This is a genomic window from Candidatus Spongiihabitans sp. (genome assembly GCF_965247905.1).
Taxonomy (GTDB): domain Bacteria; phylum Pseudomonadota; class Gammaproteobacteria; order Arenicellales; family Poriferihabitantaceae; genus Spongiihabitans.
The window spans coordinates 1,517,683-1,537,463 of record NZ_OZ252047.1 but is presented as its reverse complement, the minus strand read 5'-3'; the positions used below and the strand labels follow the sequence as shown (position 1 = coordinate 1,537,463).

The 19,781-nt window shown below is 51.9% G+C and carries 24 protein-coding genes; 16 read left to right on the top strand and 8 right to left on the bottom strand.

Annotated elements, in window-relative coordinates; all coding sequences use genetic code 11:
* Nucleotides 1-43: 43 nt before the first annotated feature.
* Both ACP158_RS07935 and ACP158_RS07930 read right to left on the bottom strand, forming a co-directional pair.
* The gene (locus ACP158_RS07935; RefSeq protein WP_424945624.1) at nucleotides 44-403 is read right to left on the bottom strand and encodes a TfoX/Sxy family protein; all 360 of its coding nucleotides are present in this window, start codon (nucleotides 401-403) and stop codon (nucleotides 44-46) included.
* Nucleotides 404-524: 121 nt separating this feature from the next.
* The gene (locus ACP158_RS07930) at nucleotides 525-1,469 is read right to left on the bottom strand and encodes a LysR family transcriptional regulator (protein ID WP_424945623.1); all 945 of its coding nucleotides are present in this window, start codon (nucleotides 1,467-1,469) and stop codon (nucleotides 525-527) included.
* A gap of 251 nt (nucleotides 1,470-1,720) precedes the next feature.
* Here ACP158_RS07930 and ACP158_RS07925 point away from each other — a divergent pair, with 251 nt between their 5' ends.
* From ACP158_RS07925 to ACP158_RS07880, 10 genes are all read left to right on the top strand, one after another.
* Entirely contained in the window at nucleotides 1,721-1,891 is a 171-nt protein-coding gene (locus tag ACP158_RS07925; protein WP_424945622.1) for a hypothetical protein, read from the top strand.
* Nucleotides 1,846-2,640, top strand: a complete 795-nt coding sequence (locus ACP158_RS07920) for a DMT family transporter (RefSeq protein WP_424945621.1) — start codon at nucleotides 1,846-1,848, stop codon at nucleotides 2,638-2,640. The genes ACP158_RS07925 and ACP158_RS07920 overlap by 46 nt, the downstream gene beginning before the upstream one ends.
* Nucleotides 2,641-3,132: 492 nt before the next feature.
* Nucleotides 3,133-3,294, top strand: coding sequence for a hypothetical protein (locus ACP158_RS07915; RefSeq protein WP_424945620.1), 162 nt, complete (start codon nucleotides 3,133-3,135; stop codon nucleotides 3,292-3,294).
* 618 nt (nucleotides 3,295-3,912) lie between these two features.
* A complete protein-coding gene (locus tag ACP158_RS07910; protein WP_424945619.1) occupies nucleotides 3,913-6,525 on the top strand; it encodes a S8 family serine peptidase in 2,613 nt (870 codons plus the stop codon).
* A 123-nt stretch (nucleotides 6,526-6,648) separates the two neighbouring features.
* Nucleotides 6,649-6,894, top strand: coding sequence for a hypothetical protein (locus tag ACP158_RS07905; protein ID WP_424945618.1), 246 nt, complete (start codon nucleotides 6,649-6,651; stop codon nucleotides 6,892-6,894).
* Between the two features lie 7 nt (nucleotides 6,895-6,901).
* On the top strand, nucleotides 6,902-7,024 hold the full coding sequence (locus ACP158_RS07900) for a hypothetical protein (RefSeq protein WP_424945617.1): 123 nt from the start codon (nucleotides 6,902-6,904) through the stop codon (nucleotides 7,022-7,024).
* A 7-nt stretch (nucleotides 7,025-7,031) separates the two neighbouring features.
* Complete coding sequence (locus ACP158_RS07895) at nucleotides 7,032-7,211, top strand: hypothetical protein (protein ID WP_424945616.1); 180 nt, start codon at nucleotides 7,032-7,034, stop codon at nucleotides 7,209-7,211.
* 7 nt (nucleotides 7,212-7,218) lie between these two features.
* A complete protein-coding gene (locus tag ACP158_RS07890) occupies nucleotides 7,219-7,341 on the top strand; it encodes a hypothetical protein (RefSeq protein WP_424945615.1) in 123 nt (40 codons plus the stop codon).
* A 221-nt stretch (nucleotides 7,342-7,562) separates the two neighbouring features.
* Nucleotides 7,563-7,742, top strand: coding sequence for a hypothetical protein (locus tag ACP158_RS07885; RefSeq protein ID WP_424945614.1), 180 nt, complete (start codon nucleotides 7,563-7,565; stop codon nucleotides 7,740-7,742).
* Between the two features lie 45 nt (nucleotides 7,743-7,787).
* Nucleotides 7,788-7,946 carry a hypothetical protein gene (locus ACP158_RS07880; RefSeq protein ID WP_424945613.1) on the top strand — a complete coding sequence of 53 codons (159 nt, stop codon included), beginning with the start codon at nucleotides 7,788-7,790 and terminating at the stop codon, nucleotides 7,944-7,946.
* Between the two features lie 12 nt (nucleotides 7,947-7,958).
* Here ACP158_RS07880 and ACP158_RS07875 read toward each other — a convergent pair whose 3' ends face one another.
* The 3 genes from ACP158_RS07875 to ACP158_RS07865 are packed head-to-tail and all read right to left on the bottom strand — an operon-like array spanning nucleotide 7,959 to nucleotide 9,244.
* Entirely contained in the window at nucleotides 7,959-8,105 is a 147-nt protein-coding gene (locus ACP158_RS07875) for a hypothetical protein (protein WP_424945612.1), read from the bottom strand.
* Between the two features lie 36 nt (nucleotides 8,106-8,141).
* Nucleotides 8,142-8,327: a hypothetical protein gene (locus ACP158_RS07870; protein ID WP_424945611.1), complete on the bottom strand. Its 186-nt coding sequence runs from the start codon at nucleotides 8,325-8,327 to the stop codon at nucleotides 8,142-8,144.
* A complete protein-coding gene (locus ACP158_RS07865) occupies nucleotides 8,324-9,244 on the bottom strand; it encodes an IS1595 family transposase (protein WP_424945610.1) in 921 nt (306 codons plus the stop codon). Before ACP158_RS07865 ends, ACP158_RS07870 begins: the two co-directional genes overlap by 4 nt.
* Before the next feature lie 150 nt (nucleotides 9,245-9,394).
* On the opposite strand from ACP158_RS07865, the gene ACP158_RS07860 reads away from it, so the two are divergent.
* The 3 genes from ACP158_RS07860 to ACP158_RS07850 all read left to right on the top strand — a co-directional run bounded on the left by ACP158_RS07860 (nucleotide 9,395) and on the right by ACP158_RS07850 (nucleotide 13,668).
* Nucleotides 9,395-10,579 (top strand): ISNCY family transposase, encoded by a 1,185-nt coding sequence (locus ACP158_RS07860; protein WP_424945609.1) that lies wholly within the window; start codon nucleotides 9,395-9,397, stop codon nucleotides 10,577-10,579.
* Between the two features lie 113 nt (nucleotides 10,580-10,692).
* Nucleotides 10,693-10,824, top strand: coding sequence for a hypothetical protein (locus ACP158_RS07855; protein WP_424945608.1), 132 nt, complete (start codon nucleotides 10,693-10,695; stop codon nucleotides 10,822-10,824).
* A gap of 222 nt (nucleotides 10,825-11,046) precedes the next feature.
* Entirely contained in the window at nucleotides 11,047-13,668 is a 2,622-nt protein-coding gene (locus ACP158_RS07850; protein WP_424945607.1) for a S8 family serine peptidase, read from the top strand.
* Nucleotides 13,669-13,925: 257 nt separating this feature from the next.
* On the opposite strand, the gene speB is transcribed toward ACP158_RS07850, so the two are convergent.
* The 3 genes from speB to ACP158_RS07835 form a co-directional block, all read right to left on the bottom strand.
* Nucleotides 13,926-14,885: an agmatinase gene (gene speB, locus ACP158_RS07845; RefSeq protein WP_424945606.1), complete on the bottom strand. Its 960-nt coding sequence runs from the start codon at nucleotides 14,883-14,885 to the stop codon at nucleotides 13,926-13,928.
* 17 nt (nucleotides 14,886-14,902) lie between these two features.
* Nucleotides 14,903-16,069, bottom strand: coding sequence for a dimethylsulfoniopropionate demethylase (locus ACP158_RS07840; protein ID WP_424945605.1), 1,167 nt, complete (start codon nucleotides 16,067-16,069; stop codon nucleotides 14,903-14,905).
* A gap of 149 nt (nucleotides 16,070-16,218) precedes the next feature.
* Nucleotides 16,219-17,460, bottom strand: coding sequence for an APC family permease (locus ACP158_RS07835; RefSeq protein ID WP_424945604.1), 1,242 nt, complete (start codon nucleotides 17,458-17,460; stop codon nucleotides 16,219-16,221).
* Between the two features lie 88 nt (nucleotides 17,461-17,548).
* Between ACP158_RS07835 and ACP158_RS07830 the strand changes: the two genes are divergently transcribed.
* The 3 genes from ACP158_RS07830 (at nucleotide 17,549) to ACP158_RS07820 (ending at nucleotide 19,723) form a co-directional block, all read left to right on the top strand.
* Complete coding sequence (locus ACP158_RS07830; RefSeq protein ID WP_424945603.1) at nucleotides 17,549-17,782, top strand: hypothetical protein; 234 nt, start codon at nucleotides 17,549-17,551, stop codon at nucleotides 17,780-17,782.
* A 54-nt stretch (nucleotides 17,783-17,836) separates the two neighbouring features.
* On the top strand, nucleotides 17,837-18,988 hold the full coding sequence (locus ACP158_RS07825; RefSeq protein WP_424945602.1) for an IS4 family transposase: 1,152 nt from the start codon (nucleotides 17,837-17,839) through the stop codon (nucleotides 18,986-18,988).
* A 276-nt stretch (nucleotides 18,989-19,264) separates the two neighbouring features.
* Nucleotides 19,265-19,723: an Lrp/AsnC family transcriptional regulator gene (locus ACP158_RS07820; protein ID WP_424945601.1), complete on the top strand. Its 459-nt coding sequence runs from the start codon at nucleotides 19,265-19,267 to the stop codon at nucleotides 19,721-19,723.
* Nucleotides 19,724-19,781 lie beyond the last annotated feature (58 nt).

Below are 19,781 nucleotides of genomic sequence, written 5' to 3'. Positions count from 1 at the left end.
TTAATTGCGCTGGCGTTTTCAATTGGGCATGTCATCATCTTGGTCATCGCTTTGTTTCGTCTTGCTTGCATAAAATTTGCTCGGAAGCCTTCACAAAATAATTTTTCCAAAACTCCAGTTTAGTCGCATTCGGATTTTCAAACAACGCATACTCCTTTTTAACATGTCCACTGGAAAAATACTTTAACGGCGTCGCCGTGCCGCGGGCAATGAGTTCAGCGACTTCCTTTTCCGACAGTTTGAAAGCCAGCCCGACCGGCGACCATGACGCGCACATCGTCCCATTGACATAAAACCCAGCGCCGCTAAAAAAGTGCCGGGCTTCCACAGGAGCAGCGATCTCATCCTCTATTTTCAGGTCATTTATAAGGCTGGATAATTTGTCTAAATATGTTTTAGCCATAATTTTTCAATGAAAGATAACAATGCGAGATAACAATAAAATATAACATGGAACAGCAACCAAAAAATTATAAGTGTATTTTTGTCGTCGCAAGTCTTAATTCCGAGACAATTTCGGGCTGTTAACAAGCTCTGGCAACAATCCACTTGCTGAAAGGCCGACAATAATTTCTGACTTTCGGGTTTTGTGATTGTGTCAGGTAGTAGCCGCACCCAGTCACAATCTTGTCCTGAAAAGGCGCGACCAGCAACCCTTTTTCCAGCGCATCGCTGGTTAAAACGTTGCTGGCCAAGGTAAAACCGTTTCCGAGTTCCGCGGACTTTAACGCCAAGTGCGCGTGATTGTAATGCGGGCCGTTTTTCGTTTTCATGTTGGTGGCATCGAAATGCTTTTCGGTTGCCGTTGAAATCCAGTCTTGCCAGGAAACGCCCACGTTGTCATCGTGAATCAGCGTGAAATTCGACAAATCGGCCACGCCGATTGATGTCATGTTCTGTATGATTTCAGGACTGCATACCGGAAATATTTGTTCCGCAAATAATAACCGCATGTTGTCATTATTCTCTGTCTGGTTATATTTTTTGACGTTATGCGTTTTAGCGTTATGTTTTTTATCGGCCATAAATAATATTCCCAAATCAGCTTCCGAGCAACGCAAGCTGTCCCGAAAATCGTAAGTGATTATTTTTATGACGATGTCCGGGTGAAGCGACTCGAATTCTGACAAACGAGGAATTAGCCAGCGCGATGCAAACGAGTCCGTGGTTTGTATCGTGATGATTGTTTTATTTTTGCCGCGGACAATTTCATTATTGGAGAATTTCTCCAATTGATCGAGCAGCGAACTCAACGCCAGCACATAACGGATTCCAAAATCGGTCAGCTCGATCACGCGAGTGCTACGCTCGAACAGATTAAAACCCAACCAGTCTTCAAGAGAGCGCACTTGATGGCTGATTGCGGAAGAGGTCACGCACAGCTCGTCCCCGGCTTTCTTGAAACTTTTATGGCGAGCCGCGGACTCGAAAGCCACGATGGCGTTTAATGGCGGAAGTCTCCTTCTCATTAGTTATTTCTCATGGGTCGTTCATTAATATGTATTCCTGAGATTTATTCAGCGTCCGGTTGAGTTTTTATCGTTTGCAAGCGTTCGCCAAACCCCATTACTATTTCACACAGCGTAAACATTATTCATTCTGAAACTCGTCGATGGGAAGAACCAGACCATGGAAGTTATCGCGCAGAAAAATACACGCATGAGGCTTTTTTTTCATCATTGAGCGTATTTAGTTTTTGCGCACAAATGACATAACAGAAATGAACACCTCCTCCGAAAATAAAAAAGACGACATTGTTCTCGGCGTCGGCATCATCATTGCGACCGTGTTCACCATGGCGTTCTCCGATGCCATCATCAAATATATCAGCGCGGACTTCCCCCTGTGGCAAATCTTTGTGGTCGCTCGCTCGTGGCGATACCCATTTTAATCGCCATCGTATTGTTCGCATCGCAAATATCCGACATCCGCCCGCGCTCGCTGAAATGGACCATCATCCGCAGCATGTTGCTGGTCTTCATGTATATCGCCATCTATGCGGCGGCACCGTTGCTGCCGTTATCGATGATTGCGGCATCGCTTTACACCGGGCCGATTTTCATCGCTTTGCTTTCGGCCTTTTTGATCGGCGAGCCAGTCGGCAGGCGAACATGGAGCGCCGTGGTTCTTGGGTTCATCGGCGTTCTGGTGATTCTTCGCCCGGCCACCGACGCGTTTTCATTGTACATGTTAATACCGGTCGTGGCCGGTTTGTTTTATGCGCTGGCGGCGATTATCACGCGCACGAAATGCATCGATGAAAAACCGCAAATACTTGCCATCATGCTCAACTTATCGATTTTGATTATCGGATTGCTGGCGAGCGGCGTTGTTGTCTTGGCTCAGCCGCTACTCCGACACGGCATAACCTATCCGTTCCTTCTCGGCAACTGGATTGACATGCGGCCGCGCGAATGGGGCGTGATCGCGCTCTTGTCCTTCCTCTTCGTCATCATCGGCATCGGCTTGGCGAAAGCGTATCAATCTGCGCCGCCGCCTATCATCGCCACTTTCGATTACACCTATCTGCTGTTCGCCGCCTGGTGGAGATTTTTGTTTTTCTCCGAAATCCCGGACTTGGAAACGATCATTGGAATGGTGATGATTGTGATCGCTGGCTTACTGGTTATGAAAATTTAACCGGGAGCAGGCAACAACCGTACTATTCCTGTTTGTTTTTATCGTCCTTCATTGCGTTGACCACAAGACTGGTGAGAGCGGCAAGCCCAACCAAAGCAACACCCGCTTTCGTGGTTTTTGAAATTTTCTTGTCGGTGTCCGCAATGAATCCGCACAAACAAGAGGGGTTAAAACATAGGCAAGTCAAGAACTAACCAGTGAAGAACGCGCCTAGCACCGGACGTGCACCGCTGGATTATGTTGCGGCTGTCGCCGCGGATGTTTCACTGGATTATCGGGTCAAGCCCGATAATGACGGGATAATAAAGGTCCGTCTAATGACGGGATAATAAGGGTCCGTCATTCCAACGAAAGAACGTCACCCCTGTGAAAACAGGGGTTGCAAAACATCGCCCGCAGCGATTTTTCACGCAAACCCCGAAGGGGTGAGTATCAGGGATGATACGAATAATCCAGTTAACTATGCGTCCCGCGTAGCGGAACACGACCGCCATGGACGGCGGAAGTGCAAATAATGTCGGGAACAATTATTTGCCAACCGCCAGGGATGGCGGAAGTGTCGACACCGTATGGAGCGAGTATCGACCATGCCATCTGTGGCAATATTGCTGGGAGCAAAAATCTGCCAAAACCGCAAACTGGCCGACTGGCTGATCGATGACAACACTGTCCTGCCCCATCATAGCCTCGGCCTGCAATCTCCGGCAACTTCCTCATCCAACATCAACCACAGCGTCAAAGGTGATGGACTTATACATGCTATGTTCGGGCTCAGACACATAGGAGACTGTTAACCTGGCCCGGCTAGTGCGCTTAAAGCAGGTCAGGCCGGCGGCGTCGGAAGCGGGACTTTAGTCCCGCCATCTTGGCAATGGCTTGGCGAGGCTGAAGCCTCACTTCCGAGGGCCGTTGACGGTGACCGCGATCAACCAGGAACTGGTCCATTACCAGTGGACCTATAATCATGCCGACCACACGATAGTTTGGATTTAATGACGCCGATGGCGTATTATCAGCAACCCACCTTGCGACCTGATTTGTCTCATATGTGGTGAACCCGGACATGCTATTGACAATTCAGTCGGCATGATTAACTATACCCCTCGCATAAGTGCTGGATCCGTTTAGTCGGGTCTCTCGCGAATACAACACCATTTAAAAAGATGGCTTTAGCGGGCTATCTACGGAAATTAGCGGGGAGTTCTTTATCCAGCTCTTATGCAAAGGCCCGGCATCGCCGCCGCCTAATCGCAACTATGAGGATTGATCATCATGATAATTAACCCCGTTCACAATGCTGTAATCACCCCCCCCCCCCCCCCCCCCCCCCCGCAAAATAGCGAACGGCGGGCGTTAGCCGCCGCCAAACTCCTTACGCTATGCGCGCTGACTTTGTTGGTTGGTTGCGGCGGCGGGGGAGGTAGTAGTGGCAAACCGACACCACCAACTCCGGTCACGCCTTTTCCGCGCACCTCGCCAGAGGTCATTATTCCACCTGATGATGACGGCTACGTTACCCGCAGAGGTGAATTTGAAGCCGCCGATGAATACGCCACTGCCGACAATCATCTGTCTTTAATTAAAGCTTCTGCCGCATATGCGCGTGGTGCCACTGGTGCGGGCGAGACCGTGGTGGTAGTAGATTCGGGCATAGATACCAGTCATCGCGAACTCAGCGGGAAGGTGACGATAACGAATACTCAAGATTTGTGTTCGGCACGCGAAGTCGCCGCCGGAGACTGTGCTGGCCCTAGACATGGCACAGCGGTTGCTTCTCTGGTTGCTGGTCGTCGTGGCACTTCCTCATCAGGCACTGACATGCACGGCGTTGCATTTGACGCGCAAATCAAGTTTATTCCTATTAGATTGAGAGGCCCTGACCCAAATCAGCCGCCTCTGCGCGAGTTAAACGCTTACTCATGGCCAGCGGATGACAGCATCTTGGATAATTCTGTCGACTATCGCCAATACATCGCTCAGGGGGAAATACTAAACTATTCCTTCGGCGTTCCTTGGTCATTGGCTGAATGGCGACGGCTTGGCTCTGGCTGTGAGAGTACTGGTAGCGAGACCGGACCCTACGCCTGTTATAAATACTATTATCGAGCCACTGCCAATGCACTGGCGCAGACAAGCAAGGATCCGGCAGACCGAAGCATTGTGGTGATTGCCGCCGGTAATAGTAATGGCGACCGTCATGATCTGCACAACGGTCGCGATGGTCTAGGCCCGTTGATTGATGCTAGTTCACCAGATGCCGATGGTGCCTTGGCGGTGGCGTTTAATGCACCTGGCGACCCGGGCCTGGCACATGTGATTACGGTCGTTGCCATCGGTGCTGATGGCGAGATTGCAAGTTACTCCAACCGTTGTGGACTCGCCAAATCGTCCTGCGTTGCCGCGCCTGGCGGTGATGATGTGAGAATTTTGGCGGCCGAGGCCGGGAGTACCAGCGGTTATATTCACGCCCGCGGCACCTCTTTCGCCGCGCCAATCGTCAGTGGTTCGCTCGCGGTGTTGCGGCAGTTTTTCCGCCGGCAAGTCGGGAATACTGAACTGGTGAATCGTCTGCTCGCCACTGCCAACCGCAACGGTATCTATGCTGACTCTGATACCTACGGTCATGGCCTGGTTGATTTGGACAAAGCCACTGCGCCAGTGGGAATGGTCATGACAGGTTTGTCATCCGACCCGAACCGCCAGCCGCTGGCGGGCATCCGATTTGCCTTGTCCGGCGATGCGTTCGGCACCGCGATGCAAGCCCAGTTGGCGGAAGTGGAGTTCGCCGCGTTCGATGAATTGGACGCGCCGTTTTTTCTATCGGCGGACACTTGGGTCTCGCAAGCGGCGCGTGATGACGCTGGCAAGCGCGAGCAACACGACATGACACTGACACCGGTGTCGTCATTCAACGGCGGCGACATGCACCGCGGCACAATCTTGTCGCTTGGCTTTGACGGTGATGAGGTTGAAGACGCGCGCTTGTCGTTTGCGCACGGCTGGTGGTTGTCCTACGGCGACCAGGCCGGACGCGCATTGGGACTTTATGGGCACGCGCCGTTGCGGTTGGACGGTGGCGAGGTGATGATGAATCATTTCAGCGACTCCCTCGCTTTCGCCTCGCCGTATTTGTCCCTGGTGCGAGATGGTCCCGGTGTCGGTTGGTCACGCGCCGACGGCGGGCGATTTGGTTTCGCGCTGATGCAAGGCAGCCCATTGTTTGACGGCTATCAAAAACCCGGCGGCGAACGCGGGCTGGGCGCGGTGCTGGACATGCAATTGAGTCGCGGTCTCTGGCTGCAAGCCGGTGCGGTGCGCGAGCGCGAAGGTTTTCTCGGTGCGCGTTTGCAAGGTGCGCTCGGCCAGGCGCAGGGCACAACCGGCTTCTTCGGCATCAATGGCGCCTGGGTGTTGGGCGATGCTGGTGTGAATGACGGCATCGGTGATGATATGCGTGCTAACAAGCCCTGGCGTCTGCTGGCATCCGCTTATCTGGGTCGCACCCGTCCGCAGGTGAACGGCGGGCTGGTGCAGGAGGTTGACCGGCTCACCAGCAGCGCCTTTAGTATCGGCGCGGTGCGGGAATCTTTGTGGCGGCGCGATGACTGGTTTGGTTTGCGTTTGTCGCAACCGCTACGCACCGAACGCGGCAATCTCAAGATGCGCCTTCCTGCCGGACGCACGCGCTATGGTGAATTGGTGACCAATGATCACACCCTGAACCTCGCCCCGGCGGGTCGTCATCTGCAAGTTGAAGCGGTCTATCATGTGCCGCTGGCGGGTGGCGCGCTGCAAGCCACGCTGGGCGCGGAACGGCACCCGCAACATAATCGCAGTAGTGATATTTATCCGACTTTTCGAGTAAAGTTTGAACGAAGATTTTGATTGCGCTTGTTAAAATGAAAATACTGTGCAATGTTTGTCTGGATTATAAGGAGTCCGGCTACGCCGGACGACATATTTTAACTGGATTCCCGCCTGCGGCGAGAATGACGGGCTGAGGGGACAATGGTGAATAAGTGTCACGCAAAGCGTGACACTAAAACGTGCTCTATTACCTATAATCCGTCATTGCCCGGCCCATATTATTATTATTGGCCGGGCAATCCAGTTATTAAACCGTTCGGCGCAGCCGAACTCCTTTGCGGCGTAGCCGCCGGTTTGTGTCTGGCAAAGCCGGATGCCAAAAGGAGTCACGCTACGCGTGACAGATATTTAACTGGATTCCCGCCTGCGGCGAGAATGACGGGCTGAGGGGACAATGGTGAATAAGTGTCACGCTTTGCGTGACACTAAAACGTGCCCTGGCGTAGCCGGACATTTTCTCTCGTGTGCTTTGGCGTCTCAACGCGCCTTTATCTTCTCGGTTCACTATTGCCCGTAATTCGTCATTGCCCGGCCCATATTATTATTGGCCGGGCAATCCAGTTATTAAACCGTTCGGCGTAGCCGAACTCCTTTGCGGCGTAGCCGCCGGTTTGTGTCTGGCAAAGCCGGATGCCAAAAGGAGTCACGCTACGCGTGACAGATATTTAACTGGATTCCCGCCTGCGGCGAGAATGACGGGCTGAGGGGACAATGGTGAATAAGTGTCACGCAAAGCGTGACACTAAAACGTGCCCTGGCATAGCCGGACATTTTCTCTCGTGTGCTTTGGCGTCTCAACGCGCCTTTATCTTCTCGGTTCACTATTGCCCGTAATTCGTCATTGCCCGGCCCATATTATTATTGGCCGGGCAATCCAGTTATTAAACCGTTCGGCGCAGCCGAACTCCTTATTATCGCGGCTTCGCCACTCTGAATTCCCGCCTGCTGGCGAGAATGACGGCAGAAAGGATGCGTAGCCGGACATTTTCTCTCGTGTGCTTTGGCGTCTCAACGCGCCTTTATCTTCTCGGTTCACTATTGCCCGTAATTCGTCATTGCCCGGCCCATATTATTATTGGCCGGGCAATCCAGTTATTAAACCGTTCGGCGCAGCCGAACTCCTTTGCGGCGTAGCCGCCGGTTTGTGTCTGGCAAAGCCGGATGCCAAAAGGAGTCACGCTACGCGTGACAGATATTTAACTGGATTCCCGCCTGCGGCGAGAATGACGGGCTGAGGGGACAATGGTAAATAAATGTCATGCAAAGCGTGACACTAAAACGTGCCCTGGCGTAGCCGGACATTTTCTCTCGTGTGCTTTGGCGTCTCAACGCGCCTTTATCTTCTCGGTTCACTATTGCCCGTAATTCGTCATTGCCCGGCCCATATTATTATTGGCCGGGCAATCCAGTTATTAAAGGGAATTATCAAGGAAAGTTGACAAACCCAGGGGTTACTTGATTTCCAACATCGTTGGCTTGCCTTTAAGAATCACAAGTTTAAATCGACGTTTGAGATCTGATTTTTTTGCACGACGCACCTTGCCACGAGGCTTCGGCATTGCTAACAAAGCGCGAGCGGACTTATCTATCTGTTTCAAAGTCATCTGCAAACTCGAATATTAATACAACAATAGTCATTGTCTTTCACCCCATGTATCCTTGAACGCCGCGCCAGCGGCTTCGCTGCCTATCGGCGCTGAGTAATCATGATTTGAATTGAATGGTGGATCTAAATAAATTAAATCTACCGAATTACTGTTCATTCCACGCATAATCGGCAAATTATCACCTGTCCAAATTGTCTGGTTAGCCCAATTCATTGTGTTAGTTCCTCGTAGGTTATAGTTTTGCCGACCATCCTTCCGAAAAGAGCGTCAATTCGGTCACCAGTATCAATAGAGCAATTACCCTCATTGAGTCGAAAGGTAAATTCATTCACATATCGGTGCGTGTGTTTGTCGCTCCAATTATGATAAACGCCGTTATATCCGCGCTTCAATACCGCCCAAACGCTTTCAATGCTGTTTGTATGTGCCATTCCATTAACAAACTCTTTGGCACTATGTTTGACCGCCATATGATTGTAAGCGGTGTTCAATCGGTCGTAACTGCGATGCTCGTCGGTGTAGATAGTCGCCCCGGCTTCCACTGATGAATCAATTTCCCGGCGCATTGTAACCATACCGGTATCTCCGATCGGTTTCGCTTTTACTTTACCACCACGCTCACGCATACCCAACACTGCTTGCTTGCCGCGACCACCGGTGGCGTGTCGAGGCTTGCTGTCATGACGGTTTTTTTGTTTGCCACCGATGTAGGTTTCATCAATTTCAACCACTCCAGCCAGCATTTCGTTTTTGCCGGCACAGGCCTCACGAAGTCGATGAAGCAGATACCAGGCACTTTGCTGGCTGATTTCTAACTCTTTTGATAATTGAAGGCTTGATATTCCTTTTCGCGCTGTTACAAGCAAGTAGGCGGCGATAATCCATTTGCGTTTCGGTATCTTTCCGTATTCCAGCGGCGTGTCATGCCACGCAGTGAAGTAATGACGGCCAGATTTACACCACCATCTGCCCAATTGTTTTTGTGGAGTAAATCGCTCAACCGAGCCGCATTTCGGGCAGGTTGGCGTGTCGCCCCAGCGCAACCGTTCTAAATAGGTTACTACGCTTTGCTCGTCGGGGAAATAATTTAACAGTCCGACAAGACCGATGGTTTTTGCTTTTCTGGTCATGAGTAGTCCTCTTTTTTTGGTATGATAATCCTAATCTATCTTTGGCGTTTTGTCAACTCTTTAATCAAATTCTGTTAGGAGTAAATTATCTGTCCTAATAATTAACACGTGAACTGTCCGGATTTATTCTATCCTATTTGGGGGTAGCAAATGAACCGGACAGCCTTTGTTGAGGAATTAAAACAGATGAGATTTGAAGAGGCATATGAAGGATATCAATGCAAACGATTAAGCCAAGAGGAGGCAGCCATTTTGTTAGGAGTCTGCAGTCGTAGTTTTCGCAGGTATATCAACCGTTATGAAGAGTCAGGGCTGGAAGGCTTGTGTGACAAAAGACTGCACACCCTATCAGTACGGTGCGCTCCGGTTGATGAGGTGATGGCATTAACTGATTTATATTCCAGTCGATATAATGGCTGGAATGTCAGGCATTTTCATCGTTGGTATCAACGAAAACACCAGGGGTCACGTAGCTATAGCTGGGTTAAAAACCAACTTCAATCAGCTAATTTGGTGGCCAAAGGTCAATCACCTGGACCTCATCGCATTAAACGGCTCCCCAGTGCATTGCCCGGCATGATGATCCATCAAGATGGCAGCACCCATTTATGGGTGCCCGGGGTGTATTGGGATTTAATTGTGACTATGGATGATGCCACTAACGAGCATTATTCCATGCGCTTTGTTGAACAGGAAGGCACGGTCAGTTCGTTGCTGGGTGTCAAAGATGTACTCAAGGCTAAAGGTATTTTCTGTACTTTCTATTCCGACCGGGGCAGCCATTACTGGCATACACCAGAGGTGGGCGGCAAGGTGGATAAAAACAATCCGACTCAATTTGGCATTGCCCTTAAACGCTTAGGCATTGATATGATTGCCGCCTATTCGCCTGAGGCTCGCGGGCGATCTGAACGTGCCTTTGCTACTCACCAAGGGCGCTTGCCTCAAGAATTGGCTCTCAACGGCATCACCGATATAAAAGCCGCTAATGCATACCTTAACCATCATTACATGCCGGCCTTCAATGAGGAGTTTGCACGTCCTGCAAGAGAACAAGGCAATGCGTTTGTCCGGCTTGCCGGTGTTAATCTGGATGATTACCTTTGTCAGCGTTATGAGCGCAGGGTGAGGAAAGACAATTGCGTGCAATTTAACAACCTCAATTTACAACTGCCGAAAGACAAACATCGCTATCATTACATCAAAGCCAAAGTAAAGGTTGTGATCCATTTAGATGGCTTGATTTCAATTTTTCATGGTCCCAGACGACTGGGACGATATTCAAAAGATGGCTGTTTATTGAATGAGGAACAAATACAGGCTGACGTTGCGTAAATCCGCTTCACAATGTCAGGAGTATAAACCAATTAAAAGCGGACAGATGTCGTGTTAATTATTAGGACAGTTCTATTTACTCCTAACACTCTTTAATCAAATTCCTTTCGATTTTGTCAACTTTCCTTGATAGTTCCCTTATTAAACCGTTCGGCGCAGCCGAACTCCTTTGCGGCGTAGCCGCGCCGTTCAATGCGAGAATGACGGCAAGGCGATGGTGCTTGTTGCTTACCGCTAATGTATGAGCGCGTCCCGGCGGCTACGCCACTCTGGATTCCCGCCTACCGACGAGAATGACGGGTTGGGGATACAATGGTGAATCGGAAGACGATAATTCCTTTTGAGACACCAAAAGTAAACGAAAAAAAAACTGACAGCGAAATAGTGAGCCTATACCCTGCCTTCGGCGAGAATGATGTGTATTACAATCGTCAACTTTCATCTTACCTGCCAAAACAGAAGTTAAATTGACCGCCATAATGGAGCATGTTCGTAAGAAACATGTTCGCAAAACTAAAATCATCCCCGCCTCCCGAAATAACAAACGTGCGGTACTCGTGCTATGCGTGCTGACTTTGTTGGTTGGTTGCGGTGGTGGAGGTGGCGGTAGTAGTAACAGCGAAACATCTGCACCGCCGCTACCGCCAGATCCGCCGATGCAACCACCAGATCCGCCGATGCAACCGCCACCACCGCCACCGCCGATGCAACCGCCGCCGCCACCGGCCCTGCCTTCTGATGATGCCGATTACGCCACTCGCAAAAGCACGGCAGAAGCCTATCCAGAATACGGGGGAACATATAAGTTCACTGATAGGGTGACAGGTCAGCAGGTTTCTGGTAACAAATATCACCTGGACATGATTAACGCCGCGGCCGCTTACGCGCGCGGTGCCACTGGTGCGGGCGAGACAATCTTGATTATGGAATACGGTGTCTACGAGAACCACCGAGAGTTTTCTGGAGACGGCAAAATTGAAACAGGAAACTCACGTTTCCTTCCGCCGGACGAGATCCGACCATTCCACGGCACCGCGGTTACCGCTCTGGCGGTCGGTAACCGCGATGGTGAAATGATTGTAAATGCTGAAGGTAAGGACGAAGGCATAAATATGCACGGCGTGGCTTTTGATGCCAAGGTATATGTATGGCAGACCCGAACGAGAGGAGGTCGGGGGCCTATAATTGACTTGCAGGAACCTATCTCGTCGGTGATTAGCACTAAAACTCGAGATGAAGGGAATGTTGAGTTTCTTGAGCCTATATTCCTCAGAGACGAGGGTGCCATTATCAATTTCAGTCATAGTCCGATGCCGGGTGCCATTTCCGTCTATGACGGGGAAGTGGTGAAAGAACATTTAGCCATGACAGCCGCTTTGCTGGCGCAATCGGATAAGTCGCCTGCCGATAAAAAAATTGTGGTGTGGTCAGCCGGAAATGCTGGCAGTTTTGTGGATGAAAACGAAGCCCCGGTAGTTTCCGATTCTCCCAACCTTGTACAAGGTCTTGGCGTATATTTCCCTGAATTGCGAGGTCATGTTCTTGCGGTGGTGGCCTTGCAGGAAGACGGTAGTCTTGCGAGTTATTCATCCCGTTGTGGCATCGCCAAAGATTTTTGTATTGCCGCACCAGGGGATAACCTTGTTTCGGCGGATTCGGTTGGCGAAAGTGATTATACTTTATTTGAAGGCACCTCGGCAGCCGCGCCAATCGTCAGTGGTTCACTCGCGGTGTTGCGGCAGTTTTTCCGCCGGCAACTCGGTAACACGGAAGTGGTTGATCGTTTGCTTGCCACTGCCAACCGCGAGGGCAGGTATACTGACTCTGACACCTACGGTCACGGCCTGGTTGATTTGGACGCTGCCACCTCGCCGGTCGGTCCGTTGATGAGCGGTTTGTCCGACGACCCGAATCGCCAGCCGCTGGCGGGCATCCGATTTGCCTTGTCCGGTGACGCGTTTGGCACCGCGATGCAAGCCCAGTTAGCGGAAGTGGAGTTCGCCGCGTTCGATGAATTGGACGCGCCGTTTTTTCTGTCGGCGGACACTTGGGTCTCGCAAGCGGCGCAGGAACGCGGCCGCATGTACCGTGAACAGCGGGAGTTGTCGTTAGCGGCATCACCCTACCAAAACAATGCCGCAACATTGTCGCTGGGGTTTAACGGCGACGGTGTGTTAAGCGCGGCACGATTTTCTTTCGCCGATGGCTGGTGGTTTTCTTATGGTGATCACGGCGGGCGGGCACTTGGCTTGTATGGCCAATCGTCTGACAACCCCTTGAATCCTGCTTTTCAGAGCAGACCGAGCGAACATGGGGTTATCGCCGGCGCACGGCGTTTCAGCGACCCGCTTGCGTTCGCCGCGCCGTATTTATCCCTGGTGCGCGACGGGCCGGGCATGGGCTGGTCGCATCCGCGTGCGGGCGGCGGGCGTTTCGGTTTCGCGCTGATGCACGGCGCACCACAGTTCAATGGTCAACAAAACCCGGGTGGCAAGCGCGGCATCGGCGCGTTACTGGCCCTGACCCTTAACGGCGGGCTGTCGCTGCAAGCCGGTGCGGTACATGAGGCCGATGGCTTCCTCGGTGCGCGCCCGCAGGGTGCGCTCGGTCAGGCGCAAGGCGCGACCGCGTTTATCGGTGTCAATGGCGACTGGGGCCTGGGCGATGACTGGCGCCTGCTGACTTCGGCATATCTTGGGCGCACTCGCCCGCAAGTTGACGACACCGGCTTGTTGCACGATGCCGACACCATCCTCAGCAGTGCGTTTAGCCTCGGTGTGGTGCGCGCTTCGACGTGGCGGCGTGGCGACTGGTTTGGCTTGCGCCTGTCGCAGCCATTGCGCGTGGAGAAGGGGCGGATGAAGTTGCGTCTCCCCACCGGCCGCACCAGATACGGCGAGGTCGTGCAGGCCGACCATCAGGTGAACCTGGCCCCGACCGGTCGCAACCTGCAAGCCGAAGCCGCCTATCAGATGCCCTTCGCCGGCGGCGCGTTGCAAGCCAGCCTGGGCGCGGAGCATCACCCGCAACACGACCGCAGCAATGACCTTATCCCATCGTTCAAGTTGTCGTTTGAGCGACGGTTTTAGCGGCGACATTAATATGACGATGACGGCGTAGTCGTCGCCGTCATTAACATTAATGTCATCGTTGTCATTGTCGCCGCCGTCTCTCACCAACTTAAATTAAGCAACCCGCCGTTACCGCCGCCGGGCAATGTCAACGGCTGAAGTCCTGGATTCGTCGTCCCCGCGTTTTTTTATAATGTCGCGCCTACCCCACAAATTGGCCTATCTGCAAGGTAAAAGCAACATACAAATGACAGAGGAATAATGGCGGGGGATGGTTAGAATTTTTCGCCGAGTTTATGCCGGGCGGCATACAAGGCGATGAAATCATAGGCAATAAACGCTGCCAACAGCGCGGTAATTTCCGCGTGGTCATAGGGCGGGGAGACTTCGACCAGGTCCATGCCAATCAGATTCATGCCGCGCAATCCTCTTAATATCCGCAAGACCTGGGCCGAGCTCAGTCCGCCGCATACCGGCGTGCCGGTGCCTGGGGCGAAAGCGGGATCGACGCAGTCTATGTCAAAGGTCAAATAGGTTTTGCGGTCTGCGAGAATGTTTTTGATGTTGGCGAGCAATTCGGCCGCGCTATGTTCATGAATCCAGTCGGCATGGAAAATATTGAACCCCAGCGGCGCGTCATTGGTGGTGCGAATGCCCACTTGCACGGATTGTTCCGGAATTACCAAGCCTTCCTTGACCGCATGAAAAAACATGGTGCCGTGATCGATTCTTCCTGCTTCGTCTTGCCAGGTATCGGTATGCGCATCAAAATGCAGCAATGAAACCGGGCCATGTTTTTTGACATGGGCGCGCAGTATCGGCAGCGTTACAAAGTGATCGCCGCCCAATGACAATACCGCCGTGTCGGTATTCAGGATGGTTTCAATGTGCGCCTGTATTTGATTCGGCACGCCCTCGGGCCGCCCTTGATCAAAATCGCAATCGCCATAGTCGGCGATTTTCAGCAATTCAAGCGCGTCAAATTCCCACGGCCAATTGCGTTGCCAGGCAACTTCGGTGGAGGCTGCGCGGATTGCCCGCGGCCCAAATCGAGCGCCGGGACGATTGGTGGTCGCGGTGTCGAAGGGAATTCCGGTGACCGCCAAATCCGCCGCGGCCAAATCCTTGCTATATTTCCTGCGGGCAAAACTCAAGGCGCCGGCATAGTTGCGCTCCGGACTGACGCCGCTCAGGGACTGCGCGGTAAAGGCTTGGTCGTTATCTTTGATGCTCATGGTTTTTGATGCGGCATTCACGCGTCAACATGCGCGGCATTCGTCAGGGTTTCCAGTTTTTCCCCGCGCTTCACCACGATGGTCGCTTCTCTGGCAGATTCTCCCGGCTCGGCTGCCCCAATATCGACCCGAAACTTTCTGCCTTCCTGATTAACCTCGGCATCAACAAGCGCGAATGCAACATTTGATTGATAGTTTCTGGAATAGGCCGAACTGGTCACCATGCCCACCACTTTGTTATTTTCATCGACCACATCCCAAATCGACCGCGGCGACGCCATTGGGCTGCCGCTAATCGCCAGATAAACCTGGTTTTTGCGCACGCCATTTTTCGCGAACTTGGCCAGCGCGTCTTTGGACATGCTCTCGGCGTCTTTGCGGGCTTCAAAAAAGCGCTCCAAACCACATTCATACGGATTGTTGTCCATTGTCATATCACTGCCGTAGGACAATAGTCCGCGTTCAATGCGATCAATAATGTTAGGGCAGCCGGCGCGAATATTATATTTCCGCCCGGCGTCCCAAATCAGATCCCACAACGCCAGCCCCTTGGCGCGGTCGGTAAGATAAATCTCGAAACCGCCCTGCCCGCTCCATCCCGAGCGGGCGATAATCACATCCGTTTCGGCCAACTCGGCTTCAATAAACCAAAACCGCTTTATCTCTCTGATATGATCACCGACCACATCGGCCAGCAAATCATCGGATTTCGGGCCTTGAATTGCCAGCGGGCTGACATCGGGCTCAAATACAGAGACGTTATATCCACGACCGTAGACAATGCCTTTTAACCACAACAATACCCCTGAATCTGCGATAGAAACCCACAATCGATCTTTTGCCAGTCGGATAATAATTGGATCATTGACAATTCCGCCGTGTTCATCCACTAACGGCGCATACATGCACTGCCCTATTTCACATTTGGATATATCCCTTGGCGTCACCAATTCAACCAAGCGCATGGCATCAGCACCGACCACTTCAACCTGGCGCTCGCACGAGACATCCCAAATCTGAACATGCCGGCAAAGATGCTCGTAGTCCTCTTGCGGCGAAGAAAAGTAAGACGCCAAAGGTCTATGGTTGTAGATGGTCAACCCCTTGACGCCATTTTCAAATACCCGCTGCTCGAATGGGGTTTTTGTTAGTCGCCGTGATAATACAAGTTCCGGTGAATACATCTTCTTTTGCTTTATAATCGATTGTCTATCGTTGCGAATTATGCGCCCTCTGCCCTGATTTTGAAATTGCTAAATTGCATTGCGCACTGATTTATTCGCGCCTGATTGCTTCCTTCATTTAATTTGTTTCCAATAATCATGAAAGAAAATTAAGTCAGCGACCGCGTTTTTTCTGTTGCCAGACTCACGCCCACGGCAAAAAGCGCAAGCGCAAGCGGATAAACCACGGTCTGCCAATCCGCCGACCAAAACACCAGCGCGCACACCAGCAATAACGCAAACAACGCCGCGCTTTTTTGTGCTGGCCGGTCAAGTTTTTTAACCGCAGCCGCGCACACAAGACCGTAAAGGATGAAAAAATTCTGCCCCGAATAAAACAAAAAATCATCCACCCCCAACGCGCCCGAGCGATCAACCAACACAATCAACAACAAAACGCCGAGCAAAAGTAAAACCGCATTTCGCGGCGTTTTCCCACCGCGATTGCTATCCGCGTGAAGTTCTCCGACGAATTGCGGCAGCACGCCGGTCGCAGCCAGCGAAAACACCATTCGCGACACGCCCCAAATCGCGGCGAACAAATTTACGGAAATCAAAAACACTGCGCCCAGCGCCACAAGCATACCGATATCCGCGCCGAACTTTGGTTGCAATACATGCACAAACGCCGCCTCATTCCAAGCCGTGGGGCGGCTAAGCAACACCACCAACACACACGCAATGCTCAGCAGAAATGCCAAGATAAACGATGCAAAAATCGCAATCGGAATGTTGCGCGCCGGACGCTTGAATTCCCCGCTCATCCCAATCACAACTTCCCATCCGGTAAATGCAAAAAACACCATGAAGAAAACTGCCGACACTGCACGCACATCAACGCTCGTGGGATTCGCAATCACGCCGAGTTTATCTACGATGTTTTGCCACGATGTTTCCGCCAGCAAAACATATATGCTTGCCGCAATCAACGCGATAATAAACGCGCTCATTAGCACCGCCGCAACCGCGCCGATTTTCTTCGCCGTGCGCGGTGCGCAAAGATTCAACCCGCCGGCGAGACATAATAAAAATATCGCAACCGAATTCGCAGAAAACAAAAACGATGTCGCCGCCGATGCCAGTACTGACGAAAAGGCTGACGAAAAGGCTGACTCAAAATAATAGCCGCCGGTCAACGCAATGGACGGCAAGCCCAACAACACCGCGCCCAGAAAAATAAACGACGCAACAATTGACGCCGTGCGTCCGAACGCCTGTTCAACAAGATGCGCGATGCCTCCCGCATGCGGAAATTTCGCCGTCAGTATCGCGAACACCCACAACAATGGCACCGAAGCCACCGCCGCCGCATCCAAGCCCAAAACAAGGAGTCCGGCTACGCCGGACGACATATTTTAACTGGATTCCCGCCTTCGGCGAGAATGACGGGCTGGGGGGACAATGGTGAATCGGAAGGCGATGAGTCCTTTTGAGAGGACAATGGTAAATAATTGTCACGCAAAGCGTGACACTAAAACGTGCTCTGGCGTAGCCGGACATTTTCTCTCGTGTGCTTTGGCGTCTCAACTCGCCTTTGTCCTCTCAATTCACCATTGCCCATCATTTGTCATTGCCCGGCCCATATTATTATTGGCCGGGCAATCCAGTGGAATATGTCGTCCGGCGCACTGCTGTCCCATTAACAAGCAAAAAAGATGGTCTGATTCGCTCTGAATTGATACAATGAGTTTACCGACAACTTATTGAATCAAATAGGAGAATCAGACCATGGCGCATTGTAACACAGTTTTATCGCAACTCCTCAAATGGGTGCCGAGACATGAATTCGAGACCCTTGCCAAACAGCATCATAGCGGCCGCTCGTTCCGTGTCGCGTCGCGTTGGGCGCAGTTCGTCGGCCTGTTCATGGCGCAGGTGACCGGCCGCGACAGCTTGCGCGACATCGTCGACAACCTAGGCGCTCAGGCGCATCGACTGTATCACTTGGGCGGCGTCGAACTGTCCCGCTCCAGCCTGGCGCGCATCAACCGGGACAAGCCTTATACGTTGTACGAGGCACTGTTCAAGAAGCTGTTGCGACGTTGCCAGGGGGTCGCGCCCGGCCATAAGTTTCGTTTCAAGAACCCGCTGTATTCGCTTGATGCCAGCACCATCAAGTTGTGCCTCTCGGCCTTCCCGTGGGCCGATTTCCGAACGACCAAGGGGGCGGTCAAGCTACATGTCGGGCTGAACCACCGCGGTTGCCTGCCCGAGTTCGCAGCCATCACCGACGGCAAAACCAGCGACATCGCTATCGGGCGCGCGCTGCGTTTCCCCAAAGGCAGCCTAGTCGTCATCGACCGCGGATATAACGACTATGGCGGGTATAAACAGTTGAATGACAAAGGCATATTTTTTGTCACTCGTATCAAGAAAGACGCGGCGTATCGCGTTGTCGGTCGCGCCGCGGTGTTGAAGAGCAAGGGATTGACATGCGATCAGCGCATCGTGTTCACCGGCGTCAAGGCATCCAGACAATGCCCCATCCCACTGCGCCGCATCGGCTACCGCGATGCCAAGACCGGCAAGCATTACGTTTTCTTGACCAACAATTTGAAACTGGCGGCCAAGACGGTCGCCGACCTCTACCGGGCGCGTTGGCAGGTGGAATTGTTCTTTAAGTGGATCAAGCAAAACCTGAAGATAAAGTCTTTCATCGGCACCAGCAATAACGCGGTGATGACACAAATCTGGGTCGCGCTGTGCGTGTATTTACTCTTGGCGTTCATCAAATTCCAGTCGCGGCTGGGCAAAAGCATGCAACAAATGCTCCGCCTGTTGCAGCTTAACTTGTTCGACAAGCGCGACTTGATGGCGCTCTTGCGTGGCGACCGGCCCCCCAGACCCGGCTTCAATCGCAATCAGGCCTTGTTGCTGTGAAAGTTAATGGGACAGCAGTGCGTCCGGCGTAGCCGGACTCCTTTGAAAGAGTGTGAGTTTCGCTTCAATATGCGCCACGAAAATGGGTGTCAATATCTGCTGAAATCTATCCGAAATCGACCGCTTAAAGTATCTTGAACCTAAATTAAAATACGAAACGTAGTATCCGTCGACAAAATGAAAACCGAAGCCTTGCAAATTGAAAATGTTTTGACAATTTGTCAACTCTGGAGAAGTTTATTTTTCAGTTTGTTTGTTCTGGTGTAAAATCCGTCCATGCTCGGCGAACTTGACGCAAAAATACTGGTCGCATTAAGCGAAAACGGTCGTGCGAGTTGGAGCGAACTGGGGCGACGATTTTCGGTTTCGCGCGTGACCATTCAAAACCGCGTGGAGTCCATGCAGGCGAGAAAAATCATCAAAGGTTACACGGTGATTGCCGCCGCGGATTCCGGCAAAGTGGAAGTGTCCGAAGAAAAGACGTTTTTGCTTGTGCAATTCGCCGATGGTGGTTCGGTTTTCACACTGCAAAAATTCCTCGCCGCATCGCCGAATGTTTTAGGAATTTGGGGTGTTGCCGGCGAATGGGATTGTTTTGTTTTGTTGCACGCGCCAAGTTTGAAAAAAATCGCCGCATTGCGCGAACATATCTTCGACAAAATCAAAATTAAAAGACTGGAAACGCATCCAGTGTTGAATGATTTCCCCGCGCTACTTACGCATATTGGCGGCTAAATATCTTCAGGCGCGTTTCGGGTTATTATCGGCACGTAATAAAGGCGGATTATGCGCT